Here is a 15,412-nt window from a genome sequence, read left to right as displayed (position 1 = left end):
TCGTTCCCACAAATCGCCAATCCGCACAAGTGACCCGAGTCACCACAATTCGCCACACAAGCCACCCTGTCCGTCGTGCCGACTAGGCTTACGGCGTGGCAGATCCGGCGACCTATCGACCCGCGCCCGGCTCCGTCCCCGAGTCACCCGGGGTGTACCGCTTCCGCGACGGGACCGGCCGGGTCATCTACGTGGGCAAGGCCAAGAGCCTCCGCGCCCGGCTCAACTCCTACTTCGCCGACTTCGCGGGCCTGCATCCGCGCACCCAGAGCATGCTGCAGACCGCCACGGGCGTCGACTGGACGGTCGTGGGCACCGAGGTCGAGGCGCTGCAGCTGGAGTACTCCTGGATCAAGGAGTTCGACCCGCGGTTCAACGTCAAGTACCGCGACGACAAGTCCTATCCGTACCTCGCGGTGACCATGCACGAGGACGTCCCGCGCGTGCAGGTCATGCGCGGCGCGAAGAAGAAGGGCGTCCGCTACTTCGGCCCCTACTCCCACGCGTGGGCGATCCGCGAGACCGTCGACCAGCTGCTGCGGGTCTTCCCGGTGCGCACCTGCTCGGCCGGGGTCTTCCAGCGCCAGCGCCGGATGGACCGGCCGTGCCTGCTCGGCGACATCGGCAAGTGCTCGGCGCCGTGCGTCGGCCGGGTGACCGAGCAGGCCCACCGGGAGCTCGCCGAGGACTTCTGCGACTTCATGGCGGGCGACACGGCCCGGTTCATCAAGGCGCTCGAGAAGGACATGAAGGCGGCCGCGGCCGACCAGGAGTACGAGCGCGCGGCCCGCCTGCGCGACGACATCCGGGCCCTGCAGCGGGCGCTGGAGAAGCAGTCGGTGGTGCTGGGCGACACGACCGACTGCGACGTCGTCGCCTTCGCCGACGACCAGCTCGAGGCCGCCGCCCAGGTCTTCTACGTGCGCGGCGGGCGCATCCGCGGCCAGCGCGGCTGGGTGGTCGACAAGGTCGACGACGTCACGACCGGCGAGCTCGTCGAGCAGTTCCTGCTGCAGATGTACGGCGAGGCCGCGCCGGAGGCGGTGCCCCGCGAGATCCTGGTCCCCGCGCTGCCGCCCGACACCGACGCGGTCGTGGAGCTGCTGGCCGAGCACCGGGGCGGCCGGGTCGACCTGCGGGTGCCCCAGCGGGGCGACAAGAAGACGCTGATGGAGACCGTCGAGCGCAACGCCGTCGAGGCGTTCAAGCAGCACAAGACGCGCCGCGCGACCGACCTGACGACCCGCAGCAAGGGCCTGCAGGAGCTGCAGGACGCCCTCGACCTGGACCAGGCGCCGTTGCGCATGGAGTGCTACGACGTCTCGAACCTCCAGGGCACCAACGTCGTCGCGTCGATGGTCGTCTTCGAGGACGGCCTGGCGCGCAAGAGCGAATACCGGCGATTCTCCATCAAGACGGTCGAGGGCCAGGACGACGTCCGCTCGATCCACGAGGTGATCCGCCGCCGGTTCAAGCGCTACCTGGAGGAGACCGAGAAGACCGGCGAGCTGGACGTCCTGGGTGAGCCGGAGGCCGGCGGGCCGATCGACCCGGAGACGGGCCGGCCCCGCAGGTTCGCCTATCCGCCCAACCTCGTGGTCGTCGACGGCGGCCCGCCGCAGGTCGCGGCCGCCCAGCGGGCGCTCGACGAGCTCGGCATCGACGACGTGGACGTGTGCGGCATCGCCAAGCGCCTGGAGGAGCTCTGGCTGCCCGACGAGGAGGACCCGGTCATCCTGCCGCGCAACAGCGAGGCGATGTACCTCGTTCAGCGGCTGCGGGACCAGGCGCACGACTTCGCCATCCGGTATCACCGGACCAAGCGCAGCAAGGGCATGCTCGTCAGCGAGCTCGACGACGTCCCCGGCCTGGGGCCGGGCCGCCGCCAGGCGCTGATCAAGCACTTCGGATCCGTGAAGATGCTCAAGCAGGCCGGCCCCGACCAGATCGCCGAGGTTCCTGGCATCGGGCGCCGCACGGCTGAGAACATCGTCGCGGCGCTGCACGCCCACGACGGGGCGGTGACCGGCGCGCAGGACGGGGGAGAAGAGACGTGAACCACGCGACAGGGGCCAATCTGCCGGGCGGCCCGCAAGTGCCCGACATCGTCATCATCACCGGGATGTCCGGGGCGGGGCGGAGCACGGCCGCCAAGTCACTGGAGGACCTGGACTGGTTCGTCGTCGACAACCTGCCGCCCGGCCTGCTGGCGACGATGGCCGACCTCGCCGAGCGCGGCCAGGGGGCGGTGCCGCGCATCGCGGTCGTCGTCGACGTGCGCAGCCGGGCCTTCACGACCGACCTGCAGTCGGCCTTCGACGACCTCGAGGCGCGCGGCGCGCACCCCCGGGTGGTCTACCTGGAGGCGTCCGACGACGTCCTCGTCCGCCGTTTCGAGAGCGTACGCCGGCCGCACCCGCTGCAGGGCGACGGCCGGATCGTCGACGGCATCGCCCGCGAGCGCGAGCTGCTGCGCGACGTCCGTGCCGAGGCGGATCTCGTCCTCGACAGCAGCGCGCTGAACGTCCACGAGCTGCGCGCCAAGATCGTGGAGTTCTTCGGCGGCGAGGCGGGGGAGTCGAGCCTGCGCGCGACCGTCGTCTCCTTCGGCTACAAGTACGGCCTGCCCGTCGACGCCGACCTCGTGGTCGACTGCCGGTTCCTGCCGAACCCGCACTGGATCCCCGAGCTGCGCCCGCAGAACGGACGGGACGCGGCGGTGCGCGACTACGTGCTGTCCCGGCCGGGGGCCAAGGAGTTCCTCGACGCCTACACCGAGGTGCTGCGGCTGCTCGCGGAGGGGTACGAGCGCGAGGGCAAGCACTACGTCACGCTCGCCGTCGGCTGTACCGGCGGCAAGCACCGCAGCGTCGCGATGGCCGAGCAGTTCGGCGCCCGGCTGGGCGATGAGGGGCTCGAGGTAAGGGTCGTCCACCGGGATCTGGGACGGGAATAACCACACGTGACTTCCCCCAAGGTCGTCGCCCTCGGCGGAGGGCACGGATTGTTCGCCTCGCTGTCCGCGCTGCGCCGGGTGACCGACCGGCTCACGGCCGTCGTGACCGTCGCCGACGACGGCGGCTCCAGCGGCCGGCTGCGCCGGGAGCTCGGCGTGCTGCCGCCCGGGGACCTGCGCATGGCGCTGGCCGCGCTGTGCCGCGACGACGACTGGGGGCGCACCTGGAGCGAGGTCGTCCAGCATCGCTTCCGCAGCGAGGGCGAGCTGCACGGGCACGCGATGGGCAACCTGCTCATGGTCGCGCTGTGGGAGCTGCTCGACGATCCGGTCGCGGGCCTGGACTGGATGGGACGGCTGCTGGGCGCGCAGGGCCGGGTGCTGCCCATGGCGTCCGTGCCGCTCGACATCGTCGCGGAGGTCCGGGGCGCCGACCCGGAGCGGCCGCAGGAGATCACCCACGTCCAGGGCCAGGTGGCCTGCGCCAAGACGCCGGGACAGGTGCTCAGCGTCTCGCTGGTCCCGCCGGACCCGCCCGCGTCCCCGGACGCCCTGCGCGCCATCGAGGAGGCCGACTGGGTCGTCTTCGGGCCCGGCTCCTGGTTCACCAGCGTGCTGCCCCACCTGAAGGTGCCGGAGCTGGCGAGTGCCCTGCTGCGCACGCCGGCCCGGCGGATCGTCGCGCTCAACCTCGAACCCCAGCCCGGCGAGACCGACGACTTCTCGCCGCAGCGGCACCTGGAGGTGCTGCGGGCGCACGCCCCCGACCTCAGGGTCGATATCGTCCTCGCCGACCGGAATGTCGTCGAGGAGCGCGATGTCGTTGAAAAGGCGGCACGTACCCTCGGAGGGACGCTGGTGCTGGCCGACGTGGCGGCGGGAGATGGATCTCCACGGCATGATCCGGCACGGTTGGCCCAAGCGTTCGCACAGATCTTTGTCAGCGGCCACTGTCCCCGGCAAGATTCGGCGAGACTGCCCTGACGGGATGATGGCTACAGGGGGAGGATCACATCCATGGCGATGACCGGCGTGGTGAAGGACGAGCTGAGCAGGCTGTCCGTCATGAAGCCGTGCTGCCGCAAGTCCGAGGTGTCGACGCTGCTGCGCTTCGCCGGAGGACTGCACATTGTCAGCGGGCGCATCGTGATCGAGGCGGAGCTCGACACCGGAGCCGCGGCGCGACGTCTGCGCAAGGACCTGGCGGAGGTCTTCGGGCACACCTCCGATGTGGTGGTGCTGGCGCCGAGCGGCCTGCGCAAGGGCAACCGGTACGTCGTCCGAGTGTTCCGCGACGGTGAGTCCCTGGCGCGCCAGACCGGGCTGATCGACAACAACGGCCGCCCGGTCCGCGGCCTGCCCCGGCACGTCGTGTCCGGCGGCGCCTGCGACGCCGAGTCGGCGTGGCGGGGGGCGTTCCTGGCACACGGCTCGCTGACCGAGCCCGGCCGTTCCATGTCCCTCGAGGTGACCTGCCCCGGGCCGGAGGCTGCCCTCGCGCTGGTCGGCGCGGCGCGGCGGCTGAGGATCCACGCCAAGGCGCGCGAGGTGCGGGGCGTGGACCGCGTCGTCGTCCGCGACGGCGACGCGATCTCGGCGCTGCTGACCCGGCTGGGCGCGCACGACTCGGTGCTCGCCTGGGAGGAGCGCCGGATGCGCCGGGAGGTGCGCGCGACCGCGAACCGCCTGGCTAATTTCGACGACGCGAACCTCCGCCGCTCCGCGCGGGCGGCGGTCGCGGCCGGGGCGCGGGTCGCGCGCGCCCTGGACATCCTCGCCGACGACGCGCCCGAGCACCTCGTGGCCGCCGGCCGGCTGCGGCTGGAGCACAAGCAGGCGTCGCTGGAGGAGCTCGGACAGCTCGCCGACCCGCCGTTGACCAAGGACGCCATCGCCGGCCGGATCCGGCGCCTGCTGGCCATGGCCGACAAGCGCGCCATGGATCAGGGCATCGCCGGCACCGAGGCGAACGTCACCGCCGACATGCTCGCGCCCTGATCGGTCGGGCGGATTCCCGCGGCCCACTGACGGGCCCGTGGACGCCCTGATCGGTCGCGCGGCGGTACCCGGACCTCGCCGACGGGCCGTGCGCGCCCTGATCCGGCGGATCCGCCGATCCCGGTGATCCGCGTCCGGGATCGGGTGGAGAAATCTCGGCGGAGGATGTCGAGGGCCGTCCGCCGGCTCCGACCACCTGGCGAGAGACGCCCGACGGGGGTGTCCGGAGCGAAGGGCGACGAGCATGAAGTACATGATCCTGATCTACGGCAACCAGGAGCTGTGGGAGTCGTTCCCGGAGGAGGAGTTCGCCAAGGCCGTCGCGGCGCAGGACGCGTTCAACCGGAAGTACGCCGAGACCGGCGAACTGCTGGGCGCGTACGGCAACGCGGACGCGGCCCAGGCGAAGGTCGTGCGGGTGCGCGATGGCGTGCCGGCGGTGACCGACGGCCCGTACCTGGAGACCAAGGAGTACCTGGCGAGCTGGTACCTGGTCGACGTGGACGGGGAGCGGCGCGCGCTGGAGATCGCCGCCGAGCTGCCGTTCGCCTCGACGGGCGCGGTCGAGGTCTGGCCGATCCTGCACGAGGCCGCCGGGAACACTCTGTGACCTCGGCCGGGGCGCCGTCCGACGAGCCGCTCGAGGACCTGCTGCGCCGCCTGGCGCCGCAGGTCCTCGGGGCCCTCATGCGCCGCTACGGCCGCTTCGACGGCTGCGAGGACTCCGTTCAGGAGGCGCTGCTCGCCGCCGCCGCCCAGTGGCCCGCCGAGGGCGTCCCGGACAATCCGTACGGCTGGCTGGCCACCGTCGCCACGAGGCGGTTCACCGACCGGGTCCGCAGCGACGCGGCGCGCCGGCGGCGGGAGGACGCCGACCTCCTCGCCACTCCGCCCGCCCTCCTGGTCGCGGCCGCCGCCGACCAGCGGCCTCCGGGCCGGCACGACGACAGCCTGACGCTGCTGTTCCTGTGCTGCCATCCCGCCCTCTCGCCGCCGACGCAGGTCGCGCTGACGCTGCGGGCGGTCGGCGGGCTCGGCACCGCCGAGATCGCCCGCGCCTTCTTCGTCCCCGAGCCGACCATGGCCCAGCGCATCAGCCGGGCCAAGCAGACGATCCGCAAGGCGGGCGCGAGGTTCGAGCTCCCGCCGCCGGCCGAACGCCCCGAACGGCTCCGGGCGGTGCTGCACGTCCTGTACCTGATGTTCAACGAGGGCTACACCGTCAGTGCCGGCCCCGATCTGCAGCGGCACGACCTGACCGCCGACGCCCTGCGCCTGACCCGCCTGCTGCGCCGTCTGCTGCCGGACGACGGCGAGGTCGCCGGGCTGCTGGCCCTCATGCTCCTGACCGAGGCCCGCCGCGACGCCCGTACATGCCCCGACGGCTCGCTCGTCCCCCTGGCCGAGCAGGACCGCGGCCGCTGGGACCGGGGCCTCATCGCCGAAGGCGTCGCCCTCATCACCGCGACGCTGTCCCGCACCCGCGAGCTCGGGCCGTACCAGATCCAGGCGGCCATCGCCGCGGTCCATGACGAGGCCGAGCGGGTCGAGGACACCGACTGGCCGCAGGTCCTGGCGCTGTACGAGCTCTTGGAGCGCGTCGCGCCGAACCCGATGACCACCCTGGGCCGGGCGGTCGCCGTCGCCATGGTGCACGGTCCGCGGCACGGCCTCGACCTGGTCGCCGGCCTGGAGGCCGACGACCGCATGGCGCGTCACCACCGGCTCCATGCCGTACGGGCCCACCTGCTGGAGACGGCGGGCCGCCGGCAGGAGGCCCTGAACGCGTACCGGACCGCCGCCCGGTACGCGACGAGCGTGCCGGAGAAGCGCTATCTCGACGCCCGCGCGGGCCGGCTCGCGTCCGCCGGCCCCGGCGGGTGACCCACGCCGGGTCGGCGCGGTGGTCGTACCGGCGAGGCACCGCGGTGACGGGCGATCCTCGGCGCCGTGGTGGCCGCCCGCGTCGGCGACGGCCTGGAGTGATGCGAATCACTCGGGGACGTATAGGGTGATCTGTATCGATTTGGTCTAGACCATTAGGTCTAGACCAATTACGCTGAGCATGGTCCGCCGCCCGCCATTCGGATGTTGGCTCCCGGCAGGGCGGCGGACCGGTCGTTCCGGCCCGGTGGTTACAGTCACGTCACGACGGGTTCGGTAGGGTCGACCACGAGAGCACACGTCAGGTTCACAGGCCCCTGGGTGCCTCCGGGGGCGCGAAGCATGAGGAGATCGGTGCCGTGACCATCCGGGTTGGCGTTAACGGCTTCGGCCGCATCGGCCGTAACTTCTGGCGAGCGCTGAACGCCGCCGGTGGCGATGTCGAGATCGTGGCGGTCAACGACCTCACCGACAACGCCACGCTCGCCCACCTGCTGAAGTACGACAGCATCCTCGGCCGGCTGTCCGAAGAGGTGAAGGCCGGCGCGGACGAGATCACCGTGGGCGGCAAGTCCATCAAGGCCTTCGCCGAGCGTGACCCGGCCAAGCTGCCCTGGGGCGACCTGGGCGTCGACATCGTCATCGAGTCGACCGGCCTGTTCACCGACGCCAACAAGGCGAAGGTCCACGTCGAGAACGGCGCGAAGAAGGTCATCATCTCCGCGCCGGCCAAGAACGAGGACGTCACGATCGTGATGGGCGTGAACGACGACGCCTACGACCCGGCGCTCCACACGGTCATCTCGAACGCGTCCTGCACCACCAACTGCCTGGGCCCGATGGCCAAGGTCATCCACGACACGTTCGGCATCGAGCGCGGTCTGATGACCACGATCCACGCCTACACCCAGGACCAGAACCTTCAGGACGGCCCGCACAAGGACCTGCGCCGCGCCCGCGCCGCCGCCCTGAACATCGTCCCGACCAGCACCGGCGCCGCCAAGGCCATCGGCCTCGTGCTGCCGCAGCTCAAGGGCAAGCTCGACGGCTACGCGCTGCGCGTTCCGGTGCCGACCGGCTCGGCCACCGACCTCACCGTCACGGTGGGCCGCGAGACCAGCGTCGAGGAGGTCAACGCGGCGCTGCGCGACGCGGCCGAGGGCCCGCTGCGCGGGATCCTCACCTACACCGAGGACCCGATCGTCTCCAGCGACATCGTCACCGACCCGGCGTCCTGCATCTTCGACTCCGGGCTCACCAAGGTGATCGGCGACCAGATCAAGGTCGTCGGCTGGTACGACAACGAGTGGGGCTACTCCAACCGCCTCGTCGACATCACCAAGCTGGTGGGCTCCCGTCTCTGAGCCGAGGGCGGCGGGCGCGCGCCGAGTGATCGGCGCGAGCGCGCCGTGAGCCGGTGGCGGCGAACCCACGAACGAGCGCAGCAGGTCCCGGACCTGCTGCGCTCGTTCCGACACGACCAGGAGTGCGATCAATGAGCATGTCCACGATCGACGATCTCGGCGACGTGCGCGGTAAGCGGGTGCTGGTCCGTTCGGACCTCAACGTTCCGCTGCAGGACGGCGTGATCGGGGATGACGGCCGGATCCGGGCCAGCGTCCCGACCATCAACAAGCTCGCCGACAGGGGCGCGCGCGTCATCGTCTGCGCCCACCTCGGCCGCCCCAAGGGGCAGGTGAAGCCGGAGTTCTCGCTGGCGCCCGTCGCCGAGCGGCTGGGCGAGCTGCTGGGCCGCGAGGTCCGCTTCGCCACCGACACGGTCGGCGACTCCGCGCGGGCCACCGTCGACGCGCTCCAGGACGGCGAGGTCGCCCTCCTGGAGAACCTCCGCTTCGCGGCCGGTGAGACCAGCAAGGACGACGCCGAGCGCGGCGAGTTCGCCGACCGCCTGGCCGCGCTCGCCGAGCTGTACGTCGGCGACGGCTTCGGCGCCGTGCACCGCAAGCACGCCAGCGTCTACGACGTGCCGCAGCGGCTCCCGCACGCGGCCGGCGGCCTCATCGCCGCCGAGGTCGACGTGCTCCGCCGCCTCACCGGCGACCCCGCCCGGCCGTACGTCGTCGTCCTGGGCGGCGCGAAGGTCTCCGACAAGCTCGGCGTCATCGCCAACCTCCTCGGCAAGGTCGACCGCCTGATCATCGGCGGCGGCATGGCGTACACCTTCCTGAAGGCCCAGGGCCACGAGGTCGGCAAGTCGCTGCTGCAGGAGGACCAGCTCGACCAGGTCCGCGGGTTCATCGAGGAGGCGGCCAAGCGCGACGTCGACCTCGTCCTGCCGGTCGACGTGCTGGCGGCCACCGAGTTCGCCCCCGACGCGGAGCACGAGGCCGTCGAGGCCACCGCCATCCCGGCCGACCGCGAGGGCCTGGACATCGGCCCGCGCACCCGTGAGCTGTTCGCGAGCAAGCTCGCCGACGCGGCCACCGTCTTCTGGAACGGCCCGATGGGCGTGTTCGAGTTCGACGCCTTCGCCGGCGGCACCCGCGCGGTGGCCGAGGCCCTGATCGCCTCGGACGCGTTCACCGTGGTCGGCGGCGGCGACTCGGCCGCGGCCGTGCGCAAGCTCGGCCTCGACGAGGACGGCTTCTCCCACATCTCGACCGGTGGCGGCGCGAGCCTCGAGTACCTCGAGGGCAAGACGCTGCCCGGCCTGTCCGTCCTGGAGGACTGATCGTGGCATCGAAATCCGCCCCGCAGCAACGGAAGCCACTCATCGCCGGCAACTGGAAGATGAACCTCACCCACTTCGAGGGCATCGCGCACGTCCAGAAGGTCGCCTTCGGCCTCAAGGACGCCGACTACGAGGCGGTGGACGTCGCGATGCTGCCGCCGTTCACCTTCATCCGCAGCATCCAGATGCTCGTGGACGCCGACAAGCTCAAGCTCGTGTACGGCGCGCAGGACGTCTCGCCGCACGAGAAGGGCGCCTACACCGGCGAGATCTCCGCCGCGATGCTCGCCAAGCTCGGCTGCACGTACGTCCTGGCCGGGCACTCCGAGCGCCGCCAGTACCACCACGAGGACGACACGCTCGTCAACGCCAAGGTGAAGGCGGCCCTCAAGGAGGACCTGACGCCGATCCTGTGCGTCGGCGAGGGCCTGGAGATCCGCAAGGCCGGCGAGCACCTGTCCCACACGCTCGCCCAGGTCGAGGGCGGTCTGCAGAAGGTCCCGGCCGACCAGGCACAGCGCATCGTGATCGCGTACGAGCCGGTGTGGGCGATCGGCACCGGCGAGGTCGCCACCCCCGAAGACGCGCAGGAGGTCTGCGGCGCGATCCGCACGCGGCTGGCCGAGCTGTACAGTGGAGACCTCGCCGATCAGGTCCGCGTCCTCTACGGGGGCTCCGTCAAGGGCGGCAACATCGCCGGCATCATGGCGAAGCCGGACATCGACGGAGCGCTCGTCGGTGGAGCGAGCCTGGACGCGGGGGAGTTCGTCAAGATCTGCAGGTATCGCGAGCTACCCGTGTGATCTTGCGCATCAGACTGCGCGTTTCTGCTGAACCACGCGGTGGAACGTCGTACCCTCGGTAGCGGATGACCTGAATACGCGAACATTCCCCGCGAGCAGCGGGGTGAATCACGAAAGCGCTGAACTGCTGTGATCATCACAATCTCCATCGTGCTCATCATCACGAGCGCGCTGATGGTGCTGCTCGTCCTCCTGCACAAGGGGAAGGGCGGTGGGCTGTCGGACTTGTTCGGCGGCGGCATCAGCTCGTCGCTCGGCGGGTCGTCCGTGGTCGAGCGGAACCTCGACCGGTTCACGATCGGCGCGGGCGTGATCTGGTTCGCGTCGATCATCGCGCTGGGTCTGCTGCTCAAGCACGGCCACCACGGCTGAGTACGAGCAAGATCCGCAGTGTGTTGACGGCCGCCGCTTCGCGCAGCGGCGGCAAAGGAAGCGAGGAGTAGTCCGTGGGTAGTGGCAACGCTATTCGGGGTAGCCGAGTCGGTGCTGGCCCGATGGGAGAGGCCGAGCGTGGTGAGGCGGCCCCGCGCGTCTGGGTGAGCTTCTACTGCGCGAACCGGCATGAGTCCCGGCCGAGTTTCGCGACCGACGTCGCGGTTCCCGACCAGTGGGACTGTCCCCGGTGCGGGTTCCCCGCCGGTAAGGACCCCGAGAACCCGCCGGCGCCGCCGCGCAATGAGCCCTACAAGACGCATCTCGCCTACGTGAAGGAGCGGCGCAGCGACGCCGACGGCGAGGCCATCCTCGAGGAGGCGCTGGCCAAGCTGCGCGCCGAGCGCGCCGCCATCCACGCGGCGATGCAGCGCGCTCGCAACTAGCTCCGCGTATCGCAGCACCGATCGGCCCGGTCCCGCCTCGGCGGCACCGGGCCGATCGCGTCCCGCGCGAAATCCCGATCAGCGGCGGAGCCGTCCGTTAGGATGTGATCCGCGACTGGCGCATGAGGTGGAGTTCACCACCGGGGAGCGAACAGATCTGGCACCGCGCGCCTGGGTGCTGGGAGCCCGTATCTGGAGGCCCCATGCACCAGCCGCCCCTGTCCCACCTCGCCGCCACCGATCCCGACGTGGCCGGGCTGATCGAGGCCGAGGCGCGACGGCAGCACGACAAGATCCGCCTCATCGCCTCGGAGAACTACGTCTCGCCCGCCGTGCTGGAGGCGACCGGCTCCGTCCTCACCAACAAGTACTCCGAGGGCTATCCCGGCAAGCGCTACTACGAGGGTCAGCAGGTCGTCGACCCCATCGAGGAGCTGGCCAAGGCGCGTGCCCGCGAGCTGTTCGGCGCCGCCCACGCCAACGTCCAGCCGTACTCCGGCTCGCCCGCCAACCTGGCCGCCCACCTGGCCTTCCTGAACCCGGGGGACACGTTCCTGTCGCTGGAACTCGCCCACGGCGGTCACCTCACCCACGGGTCGCCCGTGTCGATCACCGGCAAATGGCTGCGGCCGGTGCACTACGGCGTGGGCCGCGAGACCGGCCGGATCGACCTGGACGAGGTCCGCGACCTCGCTCGCGCGGAACGCCCGAAGGTCATCCTCTGCGGCGGCACCGCGATCCCGCGGACGATCGACTTCCCGGCGTTCGCCGAGATCGCCCGCGAGGTCGGCGCCGTCCTCGTCGCGGACATCGCGCACATCGCCGGGCTCGTCGCGGGCGGCGCGCACCCGTCGCCGGTCGGGCACGCGGACGTCATCACCACGACGACGCACAAGACCCTGCGCGGCCCGCGCGGCGCCATGATCCTGACGACCGAGGAGCACGCCACCGCGATCGACAAGGCGGTCTTCCCCGGTCTGCAGGGCGGCCCGCACAACCACACGACCGCAGCGATCGCGGTGGCGCTGAAAGAGGCCGCCCAGGAGGATTTCAAGGCGTACTCCCACCAGATCGTCGCGAACGCCCGGGCGCTGGCCGCCGCGCTGACCGAGCGCGGGTTCGACCTGGTCTCCGGTGGGACCGACAACCACCTCATCCTGATCGACCTCACGAACAAGGAGATCGGCGGCAAGCCGGCGGCCAAGGCGCTCGACCGCGCGGGCATCGAGCTGAACTTCAACACGGTGCCCTTCGACCCGCGCAAGCCGTGGAACCCGTCGGGCATCCGGATCGGCACCGCCGCGATCACGACCCGCGGCCTCACCGAGGAGCACATGCCGTTCGTCGCGGCGTCGATCGACCAGGCCGTCGCGTCCGCCGACGACGAGGCGGTCCTCGACAAGGTCGCCGCGGAGATCCGTGAGCTGCTCGGCGGCTTCCCCATGCCCGGCTGGGCCGCGACGCCCTGACCCACGATCGATGAGAAGGACCCGGCAGCCGACGGCATGCCGGGTCCTTCCCTCATGTCCCGAGAGAAGCGCTGATCCGGGCGCCCGCCCCCGCCTCCGCCCCGTCGCGCGGTGAGCCGACGAGCCTGGCGGCTCCGCCGTCAGGCTCGTCCTCGCCGATGGACCGGCCCGTCAGATCGCGCGGGCCGGCTGGTTCTTGTCGTTCTGGCGGGCCAGCTCGATGAGCAGCAGCACCTGGGCCAGGCAGGCGTTCTCGAAGTCGCCCAGGTGCAGGCTCTCGTCGAGGCCGTGCGCCCGGCAGTCGGGGTCGGAGCCCGCGCTGGTGACGAGGATCGCGGCGTCGGGGAAGGCGTCGGCGAACTCCGCGATGAACGGGATCGTCCCGCCGATCCCGACGTGGACGAGGTCGCCGCCGTACGCCAGGCCGTAGGCGCTGCGGGCCGCCTCGAACGCCGGGCCCGTGGTGTCGACGGCGTACGGCCGGCCGGCCTTGCCCGCGGTGACCTCGACCTCGACGCCCCAGGGAGCACGGTCGCGCAGGTGCTCGATCAGCTTCCGCTGCGCGGCCGGAGCGTCCTCGCCCGGCGCGAGGCGGAGGCTGACCTTGGCGCGCGCCTTCGCGGTGAGCGTGTTGGACGCCTTGGCGACCGGGGTCGCGTCGATGGCCAGCACGGTCAGCGCGGGCTTCGTCCAGATGCGTTCGGCGACGGTGCCGTCGCCCAGCAGCCGGACGCCGTCGAGCAGGCCCGCCTCGGCGCGGAACCGCTCCTCCGGGTAGTCCACCGCGGGCGCGGGCGCCGAGACGAGGCCCTCGACGGCGACCCGGCCCTCGTCGTCGTGGAGGGTGGCCAGCAGGCGGCACAGCGCGGTCAGGGCGTCCGGGGTGGCCCCGCCGTAGATGCCGGAGTGCACGCTGTGCTCCAGGGCCCGTACCTCGACGATGACGTCGGTCATCCCACGGAGGGTCGTCGTGAGGGACGGCGTGCCGACGTCGATGTTCGTGGAGTCGGCGAGGACGCAGACGTCCGCGGTGAGCTTGTCGCGGTGCCGTTCCAGGAACGCGCCCAGCGTCGGCGAGCCGATCTCCTCCTCACCCTCGACGAAGACCGTGACGCCGACCGGCGGCCGGCCGTCGAAGAACCGGAGCAGGGCCAGGTGGGCGGCGATGCCCGCCTTGTCGTCGGCCGAGCCACGGGCGAACAGGCGCCCGTCCCGTTCCTCCGGCTCGAACGGCGGGCTCGTCCAGCCGCCGGGGTCACCGGTCGGCTGGACGTCGTGGTGCGCGTAGAGCAGCACGGTCGGCATGTCCGGCGGCGCCGGGAAGTGCGCGACGACCGCCGGGCGGCCGCCCTCGATGTCGTCGAGGATCTCCACGTCGGCCGCGCCCGCCTCCTCCAGCAGCCGCGCGGTCAGCTCCGCCGAACGCCGTACGTCCGCCGCGTGGGCGGGATCGGCGCTGACGGAGGGGATCCGGATCAGGGCGTCGAGGTCGGACCGTACGCCGGGCAGGAGCTTGCTCAGGGTCTGCCGAACGTCGTCGCGCATGGAGGCGTCATCCTTCGCGTTCGATGCGGCCGGGATCGTCCGCATGTGGATCAGGGAGGCGGCGTGCTCGGCGATGTCGGCCGCGGCCCGCCGGTCGGGGCCGGTCGCCAGGACGTACCCGGCCCGTCCCCGGAAGTCGGTGAGGGAGGGCATCACGTCGCCGACACGGTTCAGCTCGCCGATGCGGACGACGCCGTCGACGGCGGTGGCCTCGTCCAGCCCGGTGATCGCGACGATCCGGCCGGGAGGCGGGGTCAGGAGCCGTACGGCGCACGTCGCGGCCGGCACGTCGAAGGGGACCGGCAGCCGGTCGTACGCGTAGGCCAGGGCGGTGGCCTCGGCCATGTCGACGCCGACGACCAGCTCGAGCATCTCCCAGTACCGGGCCCCGCCCCAGCGAGGGTTGATCTCGACCACGGTGGCCCGGTCGCCGTCGATCATGACCTCGGTGTTGGTGGGGCCCCACATGTAGCCGATGGCGTCGAGGGCGGCGAACACGGCCTCGGTGGCCGTCTTGACGACCTCGGGCGGGTGCTCACCCGGCATCTGGTGCGCGATCTCGACGAAGTGCGGCGGTCCCGACGTGTGCTTGGCGGGGACGATGAGCGCGCGGTGTCGCCCGCCGGCGCTCATCGTCTCGACGCTGGTCTCCAGCCCGGTGAGGAACTCCTCGGCGAGCACGCCCGCCGTGCGGGACTCGGGCGCGGTGTGCGCCCAGGCGCTCGGGATGTCGTCCGGAGTCCGGACGAGGGCGACGCCCCGGCCGCCGTTGCCGTCGGCCGGCTTCAGCAGGACGCCTCCGGGACACGTGTCGAGGAACTCGCGTACCTCCTCGACGTCGGTGCAGACGCGGTGGGCGATCGTCTCGACGCCGCGCTCGGCGAGCCGGCGCCGCATCGCCGCCTTGTCCTGCGCGAGCGTCACGGCCTCGACCGGGTTCACCCGGACACCGAGGGCCTCGCCCACGATCGCGGTGGGCAGCAGCGCGTGCTCGGTGGCCGCGATCATCGCGTCGATCGGCCGCCAGGCGTGGATCTCCCGGGCGCAGGCCAGCAGCGCGTCGACGTCGGTGACGTCGGTGCTGAACGTCCGCAGCGCGAGCTTGCGCTCGAAGGTCTCGTCGGTGCCGGTGCGCACGATGGCGGTCAGCGTGACGGGCACACCGAGGAGCTTGCCGATGATCTCGGGACGCGCCCCGACGAACACCAGGTGAGGGAACATCTTCGGTCCGGTCCAATCGTGTCGTG

13 protein-coding genes and 1 riboswitch are annotated in these 15,412 nt (G+C 71.7%); of the genes, 12 read left to right on the top strand and 1 reads right to left on the bottom strand.

Annotation, left to right across the window (positions count from 1 at the left end; all coding sequences use genetic code 11):
• Window positions 1–95 precede the first annotated feature (95 nt).
• The 12 genes from uvrC to glyA all read left to right on the top strand — a co-directional run bounded on the left by uvrC (window position 96) and on the right by glyA (window position 12,620).
• Window positions 96–2,057 carry an excinuclease ABC subunit UvrC gene (gene uvrC / locus AB0L00_RS16905; protein ID WP_364434371.1) on the top strand — a complete coding sequence of 654 codons (1,962 nt, stop codon included), beginning with the start codon at window positions 96–98 and terminating at the stop codon, window positions 2,055–2,057.
• Window positions 2,054–2,956 carry an RNase adapter RapZ gene (gene rapZ, locus AB0L00_RS16900; RefSeq protein WP_345347342.1) on the top strand — a complete coding sequence of 301 codons (903 nt, stop codon included), beginning with the start codon at window positions 2,054–2,056 and terminating at the stop codon, window positions 2,954–2,956. The genes uvrC and rapZ overlap by 4 nt, the downstream gene beginning before the upstream one ends.
• A 6-nt stretch (window positions 2,957–2,962) precedes the next feature.
• On the top strand, window positions 2,963–3,940 hold the full coding sequence (gene yvcK, locus AB0L00_RS16895; RefSeq protein WP_345347339.1) for a uridine diphosphate-N-acetylglucosamine-binding protein YvcK: 978 nt from the start codon (window positions 2,963–2,965) through the stop codon (window positions 3,938–3,940).
• Window positions 3,941–3,973: 33 nt separating this feature from the next.
• The gene (gene whiA, locus AB0L00_RS16890; RefSeq protein WP_364434367.1) at window positions 3,974–4,954 is read left to right on the top strand and encodes a DNA-binding protein WhiA; all 981 of its coding nucleotides are present in this window, start codon (window positions 3,974–3,976) and stop codon (window positions 4,952–4,954) included.
• 244 nt (window positions 4,955–5,198) lie between these two features.
• A complete protein-coding gene (locus tag AB0L00_RS16885; RefSeq protein ID WP_364434364.1) occupies window positions 5,199–5,564 on the top strand; it encodes a YciI family protein in 366 nt (121 codons plus the stop codon).
• Window positions 5,561–6,838: a DUF6596 domain-containing protein gene (locus AB0L00_RS16880; protein WP_364434362.1), complete on the top strand. Its 1,278-nt coding sequence runs from the start codon at window positions 5,561–5,563 to the stop codon at window positions 6,836–6,838. The genes AB0L00_RS16885 and AB0L00_RS16880 overlap by 4 nt, the downstream gene beginning before the upstream one ends.
• A 359-nt stretch (window positions 6,839–7,197) precedes the next feature.
• Entirely contained in the window at window positions 7,198–8,202 is a 1,005-nt protein-coding gene (gap, locus tag AB0L00_RS16875) for a type I glyceraldehyde-3-phosphate dehydrogenase (RefSeq protein WP_364434359.1), read from the top strand.
• A 137-nt stretch (window positions 8,203–8,339) separates the two neighbouring features.
• Window positions 8,340–9,530: a phosphoglycerate kinase gene (locus AB0L00_RS16870; protein ID WP_364434481.1), complete on the top strand. Its 1,191-nt coding sequence runs from the start codon at window positions 8,340–8,342 to the stop codon at window positions 9,528–9,530.
• 2 nt (window positions 9,531–9,532) lie between these two features.
• Window positions 9,533–10,333 carry a triose-phosphate isomerase gene (tpiA, locus tag AB0L00_RS16865; RefSeq protein ID WP_364434357.1) on the top strand — a complete coding sequence of 267 codons (801 nt, stop codon included), beginning with the start codon at window positions 9,533–9,535 and terminating at the stop codon, window positions 10,331–10,333.
• 129 nt (window positions 10,334–10,462) lie between these two features.
• Window positions 10,463–10,705, top strand: a complete 243-nt coding sequence (gene secG, locus AB0L00_RS16860; protein WP_345347327.1) for a preprotein translocase subunit SecG — start codon at window positions 10,463–10,465, stop codon at window positions 10,703–10,705.
• Window positions 10,706–10,779: 74 nt separating this feature from the next.
• Window positions 10,780–11,151: an RNA polymerase-binding protein RbpA gene (locus tag AB0L00_RS16855; RefSeq protein ID WP_345347324.1), complete on the top strand. Its 372-nt coding sequence runs from the start codon at window positions 10,780–10,782 to the stop codon at window positions 11,149–11,151.
• A 101-nt stretch (window positions 11,152–11,252) separates the two neighbouring features.
• A riboswitch (ZMP/ZTP riboswitch) is annotated at window positions 11,253–11,335 on the top strand.
• A gap of 19 nt (window positions 11,336–11,354) precedes the next feature.
• The gene (gene glyA / locus AB0L00_RS16850) at window positions 11,355–12,620 is read left to right on the top strand and encodes a serine hydroxymethyltransferase (RefSeq protein ID WP_364434355.1); all 1,266 of its coding nucleotides are present in this window, start codon (window positions 11,355–11,357) and stop codon (window positions 12,618–12,620) included.
• Between the two features lie 171 nt (window positions 12,621–12,791).
• On the opposite strand, the gene AB0L00_RS16845 is transcribed toward glyA, so the two are convergent.
• Window positions 12,792–15,386: a M20/M25/M40 family metallo-hydrolase gene (locus tag AB0L00_RS16845; protein ID WP_364434353.1), complete on the bottom strand. Its 2,595-nt coding sequence runs from the start codon at window positions 15,384–15,386 to the stop codon at window positions 12,792–12,794.
• Window positions 15,387–15,412: the final 26 nt, after the last annotated feature.

Origin of the sequence: Actinoallomurus sp. NPDC052308, assembly GCF_040679195.1 — a bacterium.
Lineage (GTDB): Bacteria > Actinomycetota > Actinomycetes > Streptosporangiales > Streptosporangiaceae > Actinoallomurus > Actinoallomurus liliacearum.
This window is presented reverse-complemented; position numbering and strand designations above follow the sequence as displayed.